The sequence below is a fragment of the Ruegeria sp. YTSC106 genome (assembly GCF_059609765.1).
In genome coordinates this window covers 1-18,728 of record NZ_JBXWMI010000009.1, presented here as the reverse complement: position 1 = coordinate 18,728, position 18,728 = coordinate 1, and the positions used below count along the sequence as shown (strand labels likewise).

The window sequence follows — 18,728 nt, the reverse complement described above, 5'->3', positions numbered from 1 at the left end:
TTACTTGCTTTTCCTGGGAACATTCAAAAGGGCTTCGATAAGAATAGGCAGGCGTATCGGTTTGGCGATGTAGTCGTCCATCCCGGCATCCAAACACATCTCGCGGTCGCCTTGCATGGCGTTGGCAGTCATGGCGACTATACGCGGTCGGTCTTCTTCGGGGAAATCTTTGTTTATGCGGCGTGAAGCTTCGAGCCCATCCATTTCGGGCATCTGCACGTCCATCAATACGATATCGTATGTTTGCCGGTTCACACTTTCGACCGCCTCAGCGCCGTTGCTGGCCAAATCAGCGCGATAGCCCATCTGTTCCAGCAGGCGAAGCGCAAGTTTCTGGTTCACCAGATTATCCTCAGCTAGCAGAATACGCAGAGGGTGGCGTTTTGCCATCTCTGGATCGGTCTGGGGTTTGTCTGCGGGCTTGGTCAGTTTCACGGGGATATCTTCGGTCGAAAACAAAGTGACCAGAGTGTCGAAGAGATGCGACTGACGCAATGGCTTGGCGAGGTTGGCAGCAAAGAGGCCGTCTTCGAGGTCAAATTCACGTGGACCAAGAGAACTAAAGAGGATCAGCGGCAAGTCCGGATGCTTGGCCCGAATTTTCTGGGCAAGTTCCTCGCCATCCATTTCTGGCATGTGCATGTCGAGAATGGCCAGATCGAACTTTCCAGCCTTCTTGAGAGTCGCTAGCGCCTCGGATGGGGTTTCACATGTGGTGGTTTGAGTGCCCCATTTCTCGGTCTGGAGGGACAGGATTTTTCGGTTGGTGGCATTGTCATCCACCATAAGAATACGTTTGCCGTCCAGTTCGGACTGAACACCTACCAGATCGCGCGAGGATGATTTGACCGGTTTGGAGGGTTTGGCCCGGATCGTAAACGTAAAGGTCGAACCATGCCCTTCGCCGTCACTTCGTGCCCACATGGTGCCGCCCATGAGTTCCGCAAGACGCTTGGAAATTGCCAGACCAAGACCGGTGCCGCCATATTTGCGGGTAGTTGAGCTGTCTGCCTGACTGAAGGACTGGAACAGACGGCTCATCCCCTTGTCGGACAGGCCGATGCCGGTGTCACGGACTTTGAAAGTCAGCTCAAGCGATCCGCGCTTTTTGGCAGTTTGTTTAACTGAGAGAACCACTTCACCGCTTTCTGTGAACTTCACCGCGTTGGAAAGCAGGTTCAGCAGGATCTGCCGCAGCCGGGTCAGGTCAGCACTGATTGCAAGGGGCAGAGCGTCGTCAAGCTCATAAGCCAGATCAAGCTGCTTCTCGGCGGCTTTGCCGCTGATCAGATCTAGCGCGCTTTCGATACATTCACGCAGGTCAAACGGATGGTTCTCGATGTCCATCTGCCCGGCTTCGATTTTTGAAAAATCAAGAATTTCGTTGATTATGCCCAGTAGTGCGTCGCCACTGTCGCGGATCGTGTTGGCATAATCGCTTTGCTCGGCATCTAACTTGGTATCAATCAGGAGCCCACTCATCCCGATAACGGCATTCATCGGTGTGCGGATTTCGTGGGACATGGTGGCGAGGAAGGCACTTTTGGCCTCGTTGGCAGACTCGGCCGCTTCACGTGCCTCTTGAGCCTCCTGGAATAGGCGCACGTTCTCGATGGCAATAACAGACTGATCTGCAAAAGACTCAGCCATTGCAATATCGTCGTCCGAGAACGGTGTTTTTGATTTCCTGATGAAATAGAGCCCGCCCAAACACTTGTCTCCGCGCATTAACGGTGTGCCAAGGAAAGCTTCAAATCCGTTTTCTTCGTGAAGCTTCTTTGCCAAGCGCGGCAAGCCCTGCGACGTCAAATCGTGGACATGCATAGTTTTCCCGGACAGTAACACGGACGACAGAAAATTATCCTTCGGGTCCAACGGGTGTCGGGTTCGTCCGAAATCACGTAAAAGGCCTTTTGGCGTCGCCAAAGCCACTTGCCACCAGAAACTGTCATCTGACAAAGCGGCGCCTGCCATGTCACATGAAACAAGCCGTGTCGCGGAATTCACAATCGCCTCAAAAACAGGTGTGGTATCTGAAGGCGATTGGCTGATCACCCGCAGTACATCAGCACTGGCAGTCTGTCGCGCTAAGGAAGCCTGAGTTTCATTGAACAGACGCACGTTTTCCAGCGCGATGATAGCCTGATCCGCGAAAGATTCGGCAATGGCTACTTCGTCATCACTGAAAGCCTTCGACGTTTTCCGAATAAAGGCGAGAGTGCCGAAACAGTCTTTCCCTCGCATCAAGGGTACCATCAAGAACGACTTGAATCCTTGCCGCTCGACGATTTCCGTGTCCCGCGGAGATAGTTCATCAAAGCGCGAGTCATCCAATTGCAGCGTCTTGCCTCTCTGGATGACGCGGGATGGCAGGTTGTCGTCGGGATCAATTGGCAGGCGCTCAGTCCAAGTGATTTCCTCTAAACCATCCGGAGTTGCGGCCGCCACTTGCCAGTATTCAGTTTTGTTAGCCTGCATGGCAATCGACAAGTCGCAATCGATAAGAGCCGTAGCCAGTCCGACAATCTTCTCAAAAACCGGTTTGGTATCTGTCGGGGATTCCGAGATCACTCTGAGGACATCCGCACTTGCCGTTTGGCGAGAGAGTGCGACTTGCGTATCGTTGAACAATTGAGAGTTTTGAATCGCTATGATCGCCTGCGAGGCAAAGGTCTCCATCTGCTTGATTTGCTTGTCCTCAAAGGCGGCTTTATTTCGGCTGCCCATACTGATGACACCTATCGTGTCACCGTCGCGTATCAAAGGTACAGAGAGAACCGACCTGTATCCATGCAAGTTGGTCCTAAGGACTGGATCATAATTAGGGTCCGCTTGAGTATCCTCAACGTAATCGGCGCGCCCATATAAAAGCGCCCGGGCGGTCGCCGACGTTTCCCCCGGTTCAAATGGATGCGACTCGAGAAATTTGGCAAAACTCTCTGTGAGATTGTGCCCGGCAAAGAAATGAAATTTTCCGTCCTCGGGTTTCTTAAGCGCCACAAAAGCATCTTGCAGCCGGCAGATGCGCGACGAAACCGCTACCAACGCTTCCAAAACCGGCTCTAAAGCGTCAGGGGAACGGGAAATCACCTCAAGCACTTCGGATGTGGCTTTCTGATACCCCAATGCCTCTTCAACTTCTGCAGTGCGGGCCTGCACTTCTTTGAAAAGTCGCGTATTGTTGATGGCGATTACGGCCTGGGACGCGAAAGTTTCCAGCAGGCTGACTTGTTTGTCGCTAAACGCTGCTGCCTGCCGATGCGCCATAACAATAACGCCAACAGTTACGCCATTGCTGACCAAGGGGACACCAAGGGTGGTTAGGTAGTCCCCGATCTCAGCCGCTTTTTTCCATGTGTAAGTCGGATCCCTACGGGTGTCTTTTATATAAACCGTCTTGCCGTGCAAGGCCGTGCGCCCGATGCAAGAACCTTCCTCTGGCGCGATAGGGTTATCGGACAGGAATTTGAGAAAAGCACCACTGACATTGTGGGACATGGCCACGCGGTAAAGGCCATCGTCAGCATCCTTCATTGCAAAGAACGCGTATTCCGGTGAACAGATACGCGACGAAACCTCCAGGATGGCGTCCAAAACCGGTGGAAGATCGTTCGGTGAGCGGGATATGACGCCGAGCACTTCGGACGTGGCTGTCTGGTACTTCAACGCTTCTTCAACTTCTGCGGTGCGAGCCTGAGTTTCTTGCATCAAACGGACATTTTCGATGGCGATACTCGCTTGGGCAGCGAAGCTTTGGACCAACTCGATTGTTTCAGGTGCTGGTTCTTCTGTGCCTGGCCAGCCAAGGTTGATGCAGCCCCACACTTTGCCGCCTGCCTTGATTGGCACGCCCAGCATACGACGCCATCCAACAGCTGCGGCGAACTCCGGGGCGTAGTACGTCGATTTCTGTGCATCTTCGATTTGAACCGGGGCACCTGCTTCGACAACAAAAGCCGACATGTGCCCTTCTGTATCAGAGACCGGGTAATCCGACATCAGCTCCGAAAACAACTCCAACGGAAATCCGTGTTGCGCACAGTAATAGAATTTGTCGTTTTTATATTGATCCAACACGCAGAACCGCGCGCGGCTGAGTTCGGCTGATTTTTTGACGATAAGGTCAAACACCGGCTGCAAATTGGAAGTCGCTTCGTTGATAATATGCAGAACTTCTGCACTTGCTTGTTCGCGCACCAGTGCTTCTTCAACTTCGGCGGTACGGGCCTGAACTTCTTCAAACAACCGGGTGTTGTTGATCGCAATTACAGCTTGGGCCGCGAACGTTTCCAAGAGGGCGATTTGTTTTGAATCGAATGGTGCGACTTTGTTGTGGCAGAGCACGATCACACCGACCACGACCTTATCCTTGACCAATGGGACACCCAGAAGCGAGCGATACTTGCCAATACGTGCGGCTTCCTTCCAGGCGTATTCGTTAGCTTCAGTGTCCTCGTAGTAGACTGTTTCGCCGCGTGCAGCTGTTTGGCCAATACCGCTCCCATGACCTGCCGGCACTGGGTGTGCCTTCATGAACTTCATGAAATCACTGTCAAAGTCGAGCATGATGTCAGTATGGTAAAGGTTGTCTTGGGGATTCAGAATCGAGATTGCCGCATATTTTGGCTCGCAAATCCGGCTGGCGACTTTCAGTATCTCCTTCAGCACCGGCTCCAGCTCATTCGGAGATCGCGAAATCACCGACAATACGTCTGAAGTGGCAGTTTGATACTCCAGTGCCTGCGTGACTTCTTCTGTCCGCTTCTCCAACTCGTGGAAAAGGTTTGCGTTGGTAATCGCGATAACGGCCTGATCCGCAAAAGTTTCCAGCAGTTTGATCTGTTTGGCGGAAAAACCCAAGACCACTGGCGCCCCAAGAGAGATAACGCCTACGACTTCGCCGTTTTTGACAAGCGGAAGTCCAAGCAATGATTTGTAATCACCTACGCCGCTTTCTTCCAACCAGGTGTAGGTGTCATCCGCTTCGACATCTTCGACATAGCTTGTGCGTTTCGACAAGATCGCACGCCCACTTACACCGTTCTCCGTTGGCGAAATCGGGTGAGCTTTGACGTATTCTGTAAAGGCCGTGTCCTGTGTGAGCGTCGAGTGCACATGAAAAAGCCCATCGTCCGGGTTCAGCATCGCGACATAGGCATCCTGCAATTCGCAGATGCGCGACGCTTCTTTAAGAATGGCGTCCAGAACGGGCGACAGTTGATTGGGAGACGCTGAGATCACACGCAGCACTTCGGATGTTGAAGTCTGATACTCCAAGGCTTGCGTGACTTCCGCGGTACGGTCCTGCACCTCTCGGAACTGGCGTACGTTATCCATTGCGATCACGGCTTGGGCCGCAAAGGTTTGGACCAGAGCGACATCATCATCCGAAAATGGCGAAACTTCACGGCGATAGAGAACGATCACCCCAAGACCCGTGTCGTCTTTCATCAACGGCACCGCAAGGACCGAGCGAGCCCCTTCGACTTCAACCATCTGAACCCGTTTTGGATCGCGATCCCGATAATAAAGCGGATCATCTGCAATATCGTCTTGCCGGATGACCTGGCCATCGATCATAGGGCGGATTGCAACGAGTTCCGTACGGGTCAAGGGCTCCACGAACCCCTTCAGGGCCTCATCAAAATCCGTTCGCGCACCGATATTGGCCGGAATTGTTGCAAGGCCACGTTCGTGATCGGCGACACACAGAAAGGCCAGCGGCGCTTTGCACAAACGGCTGGCATTTTCGAGTATGCTATTGAAAACAGGGCTATCGTCATCGCGACTGCGGCTGATGACTTCGAGGATTTCGCGCGACGCTTCTTCCCGTTCAAGCCGTTCCTGAACTTCACGAAACTGGCGCGTGTTTTCGATGGCAATAACTGCATGTTTGGCGAATTCTTCAATCAACTTTACGTCAGGGTCAGCAAATGGCCGTACCTCACGGCGGCTGACCGCGATGGCTCCGATAGCCTGATCTCCTTGCATCAGGGGGACCGTAACGCGTGACCGAATGCCTTCGATCTCAACCATCATGGCGGCTGTAGGATGGCCCGAGCGATAAAAATCCGTGTCGGTCAAATCATCGATGCGACCAACCTTACCTGTTCGTATCGCAGTGGCTATGGGAATCGATTCGTCCAACTGCCACTCGTCTCCGACATCAAATTCGGTTCTCTGATGCCCCCAATTCGCCGCCAACCGCCCGTGGGTCCCTGCAGCGTTAATCAAAATAAGGACCGCCTGATCTGCATCACATACCCTGGTGGCCTGCTGAAGCACTGAATCAAAGACGCGCGCATCGTCATCACGGCTTTGGCTAATGACCGTCAGAATTTCCTGCGTTGCCGTCTGACGCTCTAACTGCGTGTGCAGCTCATTCAATTGTCGCGTGTTATCCAAGGCGATCACAGCTTGGGCGGCAAAGCCCTCAACCAGAGAAATCTCGTCGTCTGTAAAGGCCCGAACCTCACGTCGGTAAATCCCGATGACGCCCACGGGCGTGCCATCTGCCGACATTAGTGGGACCGTAAGAAATGACCGGACACCTTCTTCGTCTACAAGTTGACGGCGCCATTGGTCGCCTTTGATATACTGGTCAGTCAGGCGCAAATCGACATTGTGAATAACGCGCGCCTCGCGCACGGACTCCGCAATCTGGAGATATGAGTCCAGCGACCAGCGATCTACGCCTACCTCGTAGGTCGCCAACTGATCACCGAAGTGGGCCGCATATTCGAGGTGGGTTCCTGCCTCATTCAAAAGGCTTAGTGTGGCGACATCCGTTTCGCAAAGCCGGGCGGTGTTTTCCAGGATTGTCTGGAACACCGGCGTCTCATCTTCCCGCGATCGACTAATTGTCTCGAGAACCTCACGCGTGGCACCTTCGCGTGCCAGACGGATCTGCAATTCGCGAAATTGGCGAACATTCTCAATGGCGATTACTGCCTGGGCGGCAAAGGTTTCGACGAGCTTGACCTGATCGTCGGTATAGGGCCGCACCTCGTCTCGCGCCAACATCAAGCATCCGATTGCACCGCCATCCAGCTTTAACGGAACAAACAGATTGCTGCGGCACCCATGCTTGTCGACAATCAGCTTGAACCGCTCATCGCCGGACTTGTGGAATTCAGTGTCTCCCATATCCACAACACGTTTGGTCTCGCCGCTGAGGATTGTTTCAGTCACCAGAGAATTGCCCGGCTCCATCGTGTATTTTCCGTCGCACCAGAGCTGCTGAATGTCAGGGTGCAGGTTAACACTGGCCACGAGCCGCTGAAGTGCGTCGCCTTCCTGTCCAAGAACCAGACCAGCAAAAACAGCGTCGCAAAGGTCTTTGGCAAGCGCAACAATCAGATCGCAAACCGGCTGAACGTCGTCCTTGGTCACAGAGATCGCCTGCATCACCTGAGCGGTGGCTTCAAACCGCGCCTGTTGATCAGCTGCGCTTAACTCCGAACTTGGCGCAGATGATGGCGCGGGACTTATCGGGGTCCCTGATGCCTTTTTGTCGCCCAACTGAGCCCAAACTCCCACGTCAATTCTGACTAACAACTGCCCGGAGTTTAGAGAGCATGTTATAGAAGTCACTGGAATTCTTTACGGATGATGCCCTTTGCATTCATGCACTCGCGAGCACGGCCCACTTAGCTCGGATCATCTGACTGGTCCGCGTGATGAATCAACAGTGTAGTGCCAAGGCGCTGGATAGCCTCATAGGCCTTACCGTTCTGGCACTCCATATGCGCCTCGAAATCGTCAGGACGTTCGATCTCTGAGGCGCTCCACCGAGCGTCATTGCTTAAACCCAGACTTCTGTTGGCGAAAGGCAGCATGTGCTGGGCACGCAAGCCCCTGTAAACTCTCTGGGAAGATGCACTGCGAAGTGTACTGCTCGCTTAACAGGACGGCAGACATGTTCCCATCTCGGAAATCGAAGCAAAGGAAATGTTGCAAATGTCGGAATGGCCGCTTTCAGGAAGCTGATTAGTTAATGATGGTTCAAGCTCAATGTCCGGCCCATACCTGCCGTTGGCCGATGGGCGTCTTTTCTGCTGTGCGGACCGCCAAACCAGTCGTTCGCTCCAAAAGTTTGCGGTATAACCAAGAAGCGTGGCGACTTACGTACGGTTTATCTTCTGCTAGGTCATGCGAAAATGGTCAGTACAGTTAGGTATCTGGACGCTGAGTTGGAAGACGCGCTTGCGATTGCAGAAGCTATTGAAATCTAATGACGCGGGCCGTCACACTCTTATAAAGCGATCAATGCCCGCGTTCCAGATATTCACTCAACGCGCAGTATTCAGGCAACTAGAATTCAATCGGCACCGGCCAAATCTGCCGTTCTACTTTTCTCAACCAGCAACTATTCTTCGACTGTCTTGTAAATAGTTAGATTCTCCAGAAAGGCGATGATTTTTGTTTGTTCACTTTCGCTGAGGTGGTTGTAGGCAGTGGCGCTGTCTGAGGCTTCACCCGCATGACTCACAATTGCCTCTTGCAGAGTGGTCGCCCGACCATCGTGCAGCCAGGGTCCAGTTGCTCCGACACCCGCCAGTGATCGCGTCAGAAACATAGAAGCCCCCAACCCAAGAGGGTCATCGGGATCTGCCAAGTCGGAACCCATATCGTGTCGTTTGAAGTCTGTGTACCATCGGGCCACTGGCTCACCTTCGGCATTCCGCGCCATTGCACCTAGATGGTGGACTGAACCGTCCAGCAGCTTAATCGAGTTGTTGGGCTGATCTCCGGCCAGATTGAATTTGATTGCACTGACGACGTTCAGTCCATGAATATTCGGGTCAGATCCATCTGGAAACCTGGCATCGTAGAAACCCGGAATCTCGCTGGGTTCTTTAAACATTGCGTCCCGAAGGCTCATCGCTGGCATGTGACAACTGGTGCAGCCGGTTTGAGCAAAAAGCGCTTCTCCTGCCAGAATACTGGTTCTTTCGGATCCAGAAAGGTCGATCAAACCCAGATCGGCCAGTTCAATCTTGGTTACCGGCCGTTCGAGGGCTGCCATGTATACTGTAAGAGCCGTTACGTCGCCGACGGTCAACTCATTCACCACACCATCGAAATCGCCATCCTGATCTCCGACAAGCTCGACGGCCTGTAATCCCAGTTCATTGTGCGCAGCATTCCTGGTGAATGCTCTGATCGTTGCATGATTACCCTTCCATCCAAACGGTTTGATCACGAGGTCCGGGTCTATACCACTCAACCCACTGGAATCCGTGTCGACGGAACAAGGGTCTTGCGAAATACGCGTCAGTGTCAACGTTCCAAAGTCAACGCCCTTGGACTCTAACTGAACTGAGGCGCGACCCGAATTACAGGCAACCTGATGGGCTGCATCACGCTGTTGATATAGGTCCGTGCTAATTTCTTCTGCAAGCCGCTGAGGGATACCAAGCGCAAACAAGGGGAGTGTATTTCTCTCAAGATATCTGGTTGCGTCGCCCGTATGCGCAGGATCCAAAAGAACGTTCATTGCAACGTCGCCCGCCCCATTGGCAATCGGCGCGTTGTGACAGGCAATACACGATGTCGCGTTAGCCCCTCCTTCGCGCTTTGGAAAATGCGAAGCCCACTCCGATGGGTCGGCGAGATCAGCCCGGGGAATGCGCGTAAAACGACGACCTTCGCCGATATTGGCACCGACCCCGCGCGCTGCGTCAAAGCTGAACTCGGTCAGTTCATCCCCTGCCTCGAAGGCCTCTAGAAACGCCTTGGTTGCCTCTCCGTTCTGTATCATGCGCGATAATTCGTGCTGATCGACGGGCGCAGGTTCCTCCTCAGCATAGGCCGACAAAGGCATCAGGCTTGCCATTATGAAGCTCAGGGTGCTTGGTCGCATATCGTGTCCACTTCTTGGTCGCGAGGTTCGTTTTGTAGTGACGGCTGAAGGGACTTGGGTGACATGTTTTCCGATCAGAAAACTATTGTACTCAGGCTGCGAAAGGACGTTCTAAGCCAAAATCATATAGACCTTTGACACCGAAAATCTCATCGTGAAGAACGCATTATGAACGCGCCAATTTTGAGCATTTCGGCCATGCTGGGCGCTTTTATGACTTTAGCTTATACCGCCAAAAATCAGGCTCGCGTCCAGTATTCCAATCGATGTTTTCACTGCATCTAGGCTTCACGGCACCAATCTAAGCCGCGCTAAACCTTACAAACAGGAAGACTAAACATGCGTACTCTCTCACTCCCTCACAGCCCGTTGATCCTTGCAGCCCTGATCACCGCAGTGTCGTTCCAGCCGCTACTTGCCCAAAGCATTTCGGTTGTTGACCCGAGTACAGGGGAAACCGTCGAGCTTTCGGAAGTGGATTTCGAAGCATTGTCCGAGGAAGAACGTGCCGATATTCGGGATCAGCTGAAAGAACAGGGAGTCCAGCCCCGAGGCGGTGATCGGAACGCCCTCGACATTTCAGAGGTTGAAGTCGTCGACCCTTCAACCGGCGAAACCGTGGCGCTGGGGGATATCGACCACTCAAGCTTGAGTCCCGAAGATCGGCGGAACATCGGCGATCAACTGGCCGAACAAGGGGTCCCAGCAGGTCGCGGCGGGCGTGACGATGCAGGCCGAAATCCGGATTCCGGCACCGAGACGGTTGACTCTGGCGAAAGGGGCGGCAGTGGCGAAGGTCGTGGCGGTCACGGCGGTCGGGACGGTCCTCGCGGGTAACATAAAGCCACCGCGCACCGGTTGACACGGTGCGCGGTAACCCCTTAGCCAAATTGCAAAGGTACGGGAACTTTATGATGTTTAGATCACCTATCCTCGCAAGTTTTGCGGTGGTCATGCTCTTGCACTCGCCGGTGCAGGCTCAGGTATCCGTTGCGGATGACGTCATCGCGCGGATTGAGGCCGAAGGTTACACGGTCGAGGAAGTAAAACGGTCTTGGCTGGGCCGCATCGTCATCACCGCGAGTGATCAGAATGAGCTGCGCGAGGTGGTGTTGAACCGTACATCCGGAGAGGTTTTGCGAGACCAAAGTTTCTCGAAGAAATCACATGGCGACGGGCGCCCTGCACCGTCAGCCAACAAACCAGACAAACCTTCCCAGCCGAGCGAACCAAATGCGCATGGCGGTCCCAAAGGGGGTGGCGGACAAGGCGGTAAAGGAAAAAACGGTGGGTAATCCGACATGAGACAACCTACTGAAACAGAATTTACCAGCGCACGGTGCCGCGCATGATGAACCGCGCATGGGTCGTTTGGACCCTTGTCCTTATCCAGTGCCTATGTGGTGCTTATTTCCTGTGGGAAATTCTGGCATCTATTTTGGGCATCCCATCGGTTCCGCTACGTTGGAATGTGCGAGAGCTTGTCGAAGCGGGCGCCAGTATCGGGCTGATACTTGGTGCATTTCTGGGTGTCCGGCTTGCGCTCGTGGCCCAAAAAGCGACACACCGGGCCGAAACCGCCCGCCGGATCACGTCCGGCGAGTTCACAACAGTAGTAGAGGCTTATTTCGAAAAGCTCGGTCTGACTGGCGCGGAAACAGAGATCGCATGGCTTGTTCTGAAAGGGATGTCTATGGCTGAGATCGCCAATCTGAGGCAAACCCGAATTGGAACCGTTAAGGCTCAATGTACTGCGATTTACAGAAAGGCGGGAGTGTCTGGCAAAAGCCAATTGATCTCACAGCTCGTTGAGGACCTCCTGTTCTAGGCACAATTTGGATCAGATGGCGCTATGGCATTCACCCGATACAGTGTACAAAACTTGCGTTTCAATTGCCGTTGCCGGCTGGGGGCTAATCCGACCCGAGCGAACAGTTTCACTCTTGGAGTCATTGGATAGGTTTCTCGCGTCCGGCCCCTCAAAAAACCAAGGCTACAACCGGTTCGGGCACCTGACGCTGCCATATCTAGAAAAACTCGCAGAATCCTGGGCCCAGGAACTCGATTTATTCTGGATTGAAGCCAAAAAAAATGACGTCAGACAGCGAAGTGCTGATCTGCGAGAGATCCCGGACTATCGGGGTATCGACGCTATTTATGGTTTCTTTGAGCAGCAGCCGTCGATGACGCTCTTTGAAGTACGCACCCGAATGGAAGAGTTGCTCGACGCGGCGGAGCAGGCGTCACGAAGCGCAAACAAACAAATCTTGGATCGGATTGCTGTGATATTCCGTTCAAAACGACCATACTGAGTTGTGCCAAACCGCAAACGCGCTCACGGCCTACAGAAGACATACAGCGAATCTTACCGCGCCGCAGTGTAGCTTTCGCATTTATGCCGTTTGTGCATATCGCAGCATTTACGATTTGCGGATGACGGCATCGCGGGATGGGGTCACAGCGACACCAAGATTCAAAGGCCTGTTTTCTCAGTTCCTCCGAGGAACCAGCTTAGTCGCCTCACTTTGCGAACTGCCGTTGATCTACAGACACCTCTTGCCCGATCCGAACGCAAGACGATTGTTTTTCATTTGGTCAGTCGCAATGCTACTTGAGTTCGTCTTACTTAGGTTAGGGATTTAAGCTCAGAAAATGCGTTATTGTGAACAAGTCACTAGAGGGAAAAACACATGAGTGTATGTGGATGTGAGATTTCGGCAAAGGAGGTTCGGCTTGCCGCCGTCCGCAAAAATGATGACGGCAACCTAGAGATGCTTCGACCGAAAACCGCCCGGATTGAGCTTGAGGACGACACATCCGAGGCCGATCTTCGATCATTTCTAGCTGCTCTTCACAATTTTTCCCGCGAAAACGAAATTGAAACATTTGTGATTAAAACACGTGCCAAGAAAGGTAGAATGGCTGGTGGAGCCATATCCTCTAAATCGAGACTCTGATCCAGCTTGTTGAAGGACGTAACACGAGGTTCGTCAGTCCTGTGACACTATCCCATTTTGCAAAGAAGGAAGTTGAAGTGTACCCCGAGAAACTACCTGTCTACTTGAAGAACGCCTTTCTTGCTGGCGCTTACGCTTTGACTAGGGGTTAAATACTGATTCCGGTGTGTTGGTGATCACCATTCGCGGGCCAACTTGGTGAACTTTCAGGTTCCAACTTCCGCTTCCATTGATTGAGTGATTTTGCGCTGTACTGCAGCTAAGGTCTGCTTTCCGCTCGTTTCTGACTGATGCTGCGAGATCTACGAAGGTCTCGAATGGGCTCGGTGCAGACGTTCGCCCAAGTATCGCGAGCGACCGCAATGCGGACAAAGCGGCCATTCAGTCAAACCATTGCGGGCAAATTGGGTCAAATTGAACCATGGGCAGTTATTTCATCGACTAATTAGATGTCCCAACTTCGATTCTTCCCGAACCAGTGCCACTTAAGTTGAAAATTGCATTCAATCTACGCCTGCACACCGCAAAAAAAGGGGGCAAACCAAAGCCCGGCAACAGTGCGTCACCGCCAATCTAAGTTCACTCGGCTGGTGACCAATTTGGGCCGGGATCGTAGGTCGATATCTCAGCAGTTATTTCAAGCGTATCCGGGCCAAAGTCTGCCTCGAACACGGTGCCGTTTTCACCCACGAGAAAAGAATGGATACCCGTTACTCCGTAGTCCGCAGGCACCGCAAGCAAGGCGTGACCTGCGACGAACCGATCGCCGACAAAATAGGAATAGGCACCACCCGGAGCATTTGGCCCTTGCCCCTGCAAAATTGCAAAGTAGTAACCGAGGAAAGGTTCGGGTTCGAAATCAACCGCACCGTCGCTCCAGCCCGAGGCGGCGGCGCGGGCAAGGGCTGCGCCGACAAAACTGTCTTCTTCTGGCCAGAAGAGGCCGTTTCGTGCGCCGGGATCCGATATGATGGTTCGGGCAAATTCCATGACGCCATCGCCATTGTGATCCACAAGACGAAACGCCGCCTGAAGATCTACATAGGCCTCAAGCGTTTCGATTACTTCCAATTCATTCAGTCCGATTTCACGAGCCGAAAGCTCCTCTACCCCGGCTTCCAAATCAAACTTCCAACCATTTTCAGCTTGTAGAATTGGGATCGGAAAGGGCCAACTATCTTCGCCAAGCAGAAGAAAAACCCCATCATCCTCGGGCTGAAAGCGGTATCCTTCAGCATACATGCCAAGCACCTCCTGCCTTCTTTGCTGATCTTCCACCGGATCACCTGTTCCGATTAGATCTTCTGCCTCTGGTCCGAAAATCTCGAGCAGCTTGTTCTGATCATCGGCCGTTAACGCTTCTACAAAAGCGTCCAGTGCGGTTTGCGGAGTTTCGAACAGGGCACCGTCGGAAAACGCAGGTCCAGTAGTCACAGCTAGCACTAAAAAAGAATAAACCGATTTACGCATATTACCGCCTCCCCTTGCCTTTAGCAGCATGTCCCCGTTTGGACGCCTTGTGAGCTTTGCCGCCTGAAGATTTTTTCTTCATAGCCTTACCTTTGGACGCTGCTGGCTTGTGCTGAGCCGTGGCCTTTTTTACTTGAGGTTTCTTGGCTGCTTGCGGTTTCTTTTTGACAGACTTCTTCGCCGCATCCGGCCGTTTCGTCCGGTCGATGGCTTGCTGCTTGGCAGCAGCCTTGTCCAGATCAACGTTACCGCGATTCACCTGCGGCAAGGGCTTGCTCCCACTACCTCGATTGGCCAGAGCACCGCTCGCGATAGCCCCCGCCCCTGCACCGGCTGCAACTGCTGCCGCGCCTCCCCTGCTGATGTCGGCAGCACCGGACTCACGGCTCAGTTTTGCGCGGAGTTCGTCCGTGCGACCCTCGGGGCGGTTGACAGGCAGGTCGCCGCGACCACCTCCCGGCCTTTTGCGATCAGAGATCTTGTCCTGGGCTTCCTTTTTTCGGTCAGGATCGGGGTTCCATCCGATGTTTGTACGGTCGCCAAGATCGATGTCATTGCCAATATTGACGTTGCCGTCGACGTCTATGTCGATATCTGGGTTTCTGTATATCGGGCCACCGCCCCATCCGCCGCAATTCCGGCACCCCCAGTAGCCATACCAGTCGTCGTCATCGTCGAAAATCTCGTCGATCAGCGCCACGGTGCCAAATGTCAGCAACGCCGCGCCCACTACGTCCCCGGTCGACGGGCCCGTATAGACAGTCTCGGGATTATACTGCGGGACGTACACTGTTTCGGTTTGTGTCGGAGTAATTACAACTGCGTCATCATCAGACACCTCGACAGTTTGCTCTGGCCCTGAAACAAGGGCTCCACTATCAATTGCCTGATCCCGCATTACCTGTACTGCATCCAGCATATCATCGGATTGGGCGAGCATGGCGGTGCCGACTGTCTCAGTCCAATCGATGTGGGTGGCCATTTGACCAACGACTGCTGGGAACGCCGTGGCTAATACACTTACAGATGGATCCCAGCCCATAGCTTCGATTTCCGGCTCGAGCTCTACGGGGTCGCGGTCGGCGTTATCTAACAAATACCGTTCTGCTTTAACAATCTGCAGTGGCTGAGTGGCCGCAACAAGTATCTGTATGAGTAGAGTGTCGGGGAAAAGAGCCACCGGGGCTACCAAAGTTTGCAATTCAGCATCAGATAGAAGGCCGGATGAAGTCTCAGACGTATCTTCCGTTGCAACAGTATCGGACGCCTCTTGTGCAAACAGGGCGTTAGATGCGCTTAAACTGAGAGCAAAAATTATATATCTAAACATATTGCGATCCTTCAATTTATCGAAGGATCGCCTAAGAGCGTGATTCTGGCAACTGGCATGCCAAATGCAGGATCATTTAGTAAAACACGGTCATTGGCCAATCTGGCTTGAGCCGTCAATTTGCCTACAAGCCAGCTTCTATGGCGCAGGGCGATTAACTCCCAACAATACTGATTTGCGCGGCAAGACTCAGGGATTAATGGGGGCGATAACATACAGAGCTTTTAGTGCTTCGCTCGGCTCCACCCCCGGCAAAGCGAGACGAAAAAACTCTTCCATTGTGCCCTGAGCATACATTTCTGACAGAACATTATCGACAAAGAGTCGAAAGTCATCGTCGCCCCTCGCAATGGCCAATCCTTGCTTTTCTATCGTCAGTATTTCCTGGGATAGTTTGAATTTACCCTTCAGCCCCGCAGAAATATAGTTAACCAGCAAAATCGACTGATCTGCAAAGTACGCGTCGATTTCGCCGTCTCGAAGAGCTTTGATACCGTCTGGATGTGAAGCGAAACGAACCATAGCTGCGTCGATACCAGCGGATTTAAATGAATTCTGAACAGATGCCTCTGTTGTCGTGTTGCTTCTCATGCCAATCTTCTTTCCCGCGAGGGCACCCATGGTGCCCGCGGCCTCGATTGGTAACAATACGGACGTGCCATCGACATAAATTGGTATTGAGAAATCTACAATTTCGCGTCGGGAAAGTGTTATCGTTGCTGCCCCGCAGAGCATATCCACCTCTCCTGAAGCAACTTTGTCGAAACGATCTTTCGCGTCGACTGGAATGAACTGAACATTTAGATCCTTCAATTCCAGTTTCTTCGCAATAGCCTTCGCTACTTGATCGCAAATCAGCGGTGAGAGGCCAAACGGGCGACCTTGGTTGTTAATGTAAGACAACGGAGCAGCATCCGTTCGAAAACCAAATCGGATTTCGTTGTTCTTTGTTATCCTGTCGATTGTCTGGGCAACCGCGCCGGTTGTGAATAATACCGTCACAATAAATATAGGAAGCAAGCGCATGGTTTTTCCTTATTTGGTAGCGTAACACCCTTGTGGAGGTGAAAAACACCCTGTGTCGAGAGTAAAACACATTCTGTCGCTTAGGAGTTGGTTTGCTGGTAACAAGGGCTGGCCCGGCAACAGCAGGAAAGCAAATCCTCGCAGTCGCGACAGCTAACGGAATACAACGGCACCTACTTGGGGCTTGATGCGGGCGCGGGTTCTTGCGTACCGGGCACATGTGCGAAATCTTCAAAGATCCTGTTTCAACTACAGGTCGTTGCTACAACACAAAACCGCAACAGTTTCTTTTAGTGGTGTAAACTATTGACCATCGCCGTGACACAGTACGTTAGGGTTTGTATTCGACGGCTAAGTTAGGCGAAGTATAATGGGTACTGATCTACAATGGAGTTTGGCCGAATTTGGAACGCGCAATGCCGCGCCTTTTGCCTTTGTGTGCTTGTTTCTCTTCGCCTCCTGCGCAACCACAGACCCAGAACTATTGAAGTCCGAATTGAATGCTCGACCCACTGCACAGAGTGCGTCGCCAAACGACTACGCTGGCGAAGTTCAATTTAGCATCTCCGACAAGATCGCCACACGAGAAAAAAGCGTACCTTACACGCTTAACGCCGGCATCAGCAGCGTGACGTCGACGCGCCTGGGTTTCCGCGGTCTCCTGGATCTGCGAGAGTTCCAAGTCCAAGCGCCCGCGCTCCTGTCGGGCACCTTAGAACAAAGTTGCTCTCTGAATGTTGACGTTAAACTCGACGACACCAGCGCCAAAGGTGATCTCATCGAGCTCGTAGGCTCAGTGGACGTCGAGCTTTATCGTTGTCGGGACAAGGAATCCGAGGGTGGCAACGGGCGTGGAGCACGTCTTATCTCGACGACTATCGGAGTCGCCGCAGCGGCACGCGCCAATGTTCGAGGGCAATGCGTCCACTTTGATCTTGCTGATGTCGTGCTTCAACCCACGGGGTTTGTCGGAGGGTTGTTTAATCTCATTGGCCTCACAGAACGCGTCGAAGAGGTCGTTCTCACCAAGGGAAAGGAGTTCACCGAAGAGAATGAGATTTGTCCGAAATTGCCCTCGGAGCTTTCTTCTCTGAAACCGGTTTTCGAGTCTGGCGGTACCCGCGAGATTGGTGACGGTGGTATCGGTGTTGCGTTGAGCGGCTCAATCGACACCAGTGCGGTGACGATGATGGAGCTCCTGGCGGTTATGCAATCTCGCGGTATTGTTGGGGGGGAAGGATGATGCAGCGGATCTTTCTTCTGATACTTATTACTGCCGGGTTTCTCGGAACTGCGCTGCTGGCTGAAGAGGTTAGCTTCATAGCAACCGGGGACGTCAATCTAGGAGATCGTGAGTTCCCGGCGGATTTGGCGTTGCGACTAAAAGATGTGAACGCGACAAGGATCTCGATCGAAAGTGTCGTCGACCTACGCCGGGCACAAGAAATACTTGTGGAGGAACTCAAAGGAGCCCCGATTGTAGACGTCTGCAACGCACTGATCGGTGTGACCGAAGCAACAGTTCGTACCGACGATACAGTGCTTTCGCTAAGCGGGAGGATCGAAGCAAAGCTCTTCCGATGCGAAAGCCGTAACGGCGGAAAATCTATACGCGGTAAGAAACTCTTCGCTGGTGGTTTAACGATGGGTGCTTCCGCTTCGGCAGAATTCAGAGATGACTGCCTTTATTTCCGTCTGAATGACCTGAGACTTGCTCCAGATCAACTCACCGATACGTCCGATGCAAAGGGCAATGTCGAAAAGGTTCGGCAGGTATTCTTCGAGACCGCAAACGCAATACTAAAAAGAAACCCGGTATGCCCAGAACTTCCTCCCGAACTTGTCTCTCTCTCGCCAGCTTACGACGCCGGTGGCACACTGGAGTTAGGGGAAGGTGGTGTAGGACTGTTCTTCCGAGGTTCAATCGAAACGAGTACTGAGGCGATTATTGACATCCTTCAGGTACTCCAGTCGAAGAAAGTGCTTCCACCTCCGCCCCGCTGAACCTAGGTTCTGGACCTATTAATTTGGTTGTCGCCATCCCGCCTGCGTGATTCATACCCGCGAGCTTCAGGGGTAT

Annotated in this window: 12 protein-coding genes and 1 pseudogene; 8 read left to right on the top strand and 5 right to left on the bottom strand. The window is 52.9% G+C overall.

The features are described from left to right. The gene (locus AC2FEB_RS13405; RefSeq protein ID WP_496673420.1) at positions 1-7,392 is read right to left on the bottom strand and encodes a GAF domain-containing protein; all 7,392 of its coding nucleotides are present in this window, start codon (positions 7,390-7,392) and stop codon (positions 1-3) included. Positions 7,393-8,090: 698 nt separating this feature from the next. Here AC2FEB_RS13405 and AC2FEB_RS13400 point away from each other — a divergent pair. Next, positions 8,091-8,234: pseudogene (locus AC2FEB_RS13400) on the top strand (integrase); the annotation flags it as partial. A 134-nt stretch (positions 8,235-8,368) separates the two neighbouring features. Here the strand turns inward: AC2FEB_RS13400 and AC2FEB_RS13395 are convergent. Next, entirely contained in the window at positions 8,369-9,838 is a 1,470-nt protein-coding gene (locus AC2FEB_RS13395) for a di-heme oxidoredictase family protein (protein WP_496884108.1), read from the bottom strand. 366 nt (positions 9,839-10,204) lie between these two features. Between AC2FEB_RS13395 and AC2FEB_RS13390 the strand changes: the two genes are divergently transcribed. The 5 genes from AC2FEB_RS13390 (at position 10,205) to AC2FEB_RS13370 (ending at position 12,822) form a co-directional block, all read left to right on the top strand. Beyond that, complete coding sequence (locus tag AC2FEB_RS13390) at positions 10,205-10,702, top strand: hypothetical protein (RefSeq protein WP_496673414.1); 498 nt, start codon at positions 10,205-10,207, stop codon at positions 10,700-10,702. A gap of 77 nt (positions 10,703-10,779) precedes the next feature. Next, the gene (locus AC2FEB_RS13385) at positions 10,780-11,160 is read left to right on the top strand and encodes a hypothetical protein (RefSeq protein WP_496673411.1); all 381 of its coding nucleotides are present in this window, start codon (positions 10,780-10,782) and stop codon (positions 11,158-11,160) included. A 53-nt stretch (positions 11,161-11,213) separates the two neighbouring features. Next, on the top strand, positions 11,214-11,693 hold the full coding sequence (locus tag AC2FEB_RS13380; RefSeq protein WP_480642060.1) for a helix-turn-helix transcriptional regulator: 480 nt from the start codon (positions 11,214-11,216) through the stop codon (positions 11,691-11,693). 124 nt (positions 11,694-11,817) lie between these two features. Next, entirely contained in the window at positions 11,818-12,177 is a 360-nt protein-coding gene (locus AC2FEB_RS13375; RefSeq protein ID WP_496673408.1) for a hypothetical protein, read from the top strand. 378 nt (positions 12,178-12,555) lie between these two features. Beyond that, complete coding sequence (locus AC2FEB_RS13370) at positions 12,556-12,822, top strand: DUF3010 family protein (RefSeq protein WP_496673405.1); 267 nt, start codon at positions 12,556-12,558, stop codon at positions 12,820-12,822. A gap of 579 nt (positions 12,823-13,401) precedes the next feature. Here the strand turns inward: AC2FEB_RS13370 and AC2FEB_RS13365 are convergent. From AC2FEB_RS13365 to AC2FEB_RS13355, 3 genes are all read right to left on the bottom strand, one after another. Further along, complete coding sequence (locus AC2FEB_RS13365) at positions 13,402-14,256, bottom strand: DUF2950 family protein (RefSeq protein ID WP_496673402.1); 855 nt, start codon at positions 14,254-14,256, stop codon at positions 13,402-13,404. Positions 14,257-14,293: 37 nt separating this feature from the next. Continuing rightward, positions 14,294-15,622 (bottom strand): DUF3300 domain-containing protein, encoded by a 1,329-nt coding sequence (locus tag AC2FEB_RS13360; RefSeq protein WP_496884107.1) that lies wholly within the window; start codon positions 15,620-15,622, stop codon positions 14,294-14,296. Positions 15,623-15,811: 189 nt separating this feature from the next. Next, the gene (locus tag AC2FEB_RS13355; RefSeq protein ID WP_496884106.1) at positions 15,812-16,648 is read right to left on the bottom strand and encodes an amino acid ABC transporter substrate-binding protein; all 837 of its coding nucleotides are present in this window, start codon (positions 16,646-16,648) and stop codon (positions 15,812-15,814) included. 370 nt (positions 16,649-17,018) lie between these two features. Between AC2FEB_RS13355 and AC2FEB_RS13350 the strand changes: the two genes are divergently transcribed. Both AC2FEB_RS13350 and AC2FEB_RS13345 read left to right on the top strand, forming a co-directional pair. Beyond that, on the top strand, positions 17,019-17,891 hold the full coding sequence (locus AC2FEB_RS13350; protein WP_496884105.1) for a hypothetical protein: 873 nt from the start codon (positions 17,019-17,021) through the stop codon (positions 17,889-17,891). Further along, complete coding sequence (locus AC2FEB_RS13345) at positions 17,888-18,652, top strand: hypothetical protein (RefSeq protein ID WP_496884104.1); 765 nt, start codon at positions 17,888-17,890, stop codon at positions 18,650-18,652. The genes AC2FEB_RS13350 and AC2FEB_RS13345 overlap by 4 nt, the downstream gene beginning before the upstream one ends. Positions 18,653-18,728 lie beyond the last annotated feature (76 nt).

What these genes read in the sequence shown, in the direction of transcription:
- AC2FEB_RS13395 (WP_496884108.1), bottom strand. Translation starts at nt 9,838, where the DNA reads ATGGCAAGCCTGATGCCTTTGTCGGCCTATGCTGAGGAGGAACCTGCG.
- AC2FEB_RS13390 (WP_496673414.1), top strand. Translation starts at nt 10,205, where the DNA reads ATGCGTACTCTCTCACTCCCTCACAGCCCGTTGATCCTTGCAGCCCTG.
- AC2FEB_RS13385 (WP_496673411.1), top strand. Translation starts at nt 10,780, where the DNA reads ATGTTTAGATCACCTATCCTCGCAAGTTTTGCGGTGGTCATGCTCTTG.
- AC2FEB_RS13380 (WP_480642060.1), top strand. Translation starts at nt 11,214, where the DNA reads ATGATGAACCGCGCATGGGTCGTTTGGACCCTTGTCCTTATCCAGTGC.
- AC2FEB_RS13370 (WP_496673405.1), top strand. Translation starts at nt 12,556, where the DNA reads ATGAGTGTATGTGGATGTGAGATTTCGGCAAAGGAGGTTCGGCTTGCC.
- AC2FEB_RS13360 (WP_496884107.1), bottom strand. Translation starts at nt 15,622, where the DNA reads ATGTTTAGATATATAATTTTTGCTCTCAGTTTAAGCGCATCTAACGCC.
- AC2FEB_RS13355 (WP_496884106.1), bottom strand. Translation starts at nt 16,648, where the DNA reads ATGCGCTTGCTTCCTATATTTATTGTGACGGTATTATTCACAACCGGC.
- AC2FEB_RS13350 (WP_496884105.1), top strand. Translation starts at nt 17,019, where the DNA reads ATGGGTACTGATCTACAATGGAGTTTGGCCGAATTTGGAACGCGCAAT.
- AC2FEB_RS13345 (WP_496884104.1), top strand. Translation starts at nt 17,888, where the DNA reads ATGATGCAGCGGATCTTTCTTCTGATACTTATTACTGCCGGGTTTCTC.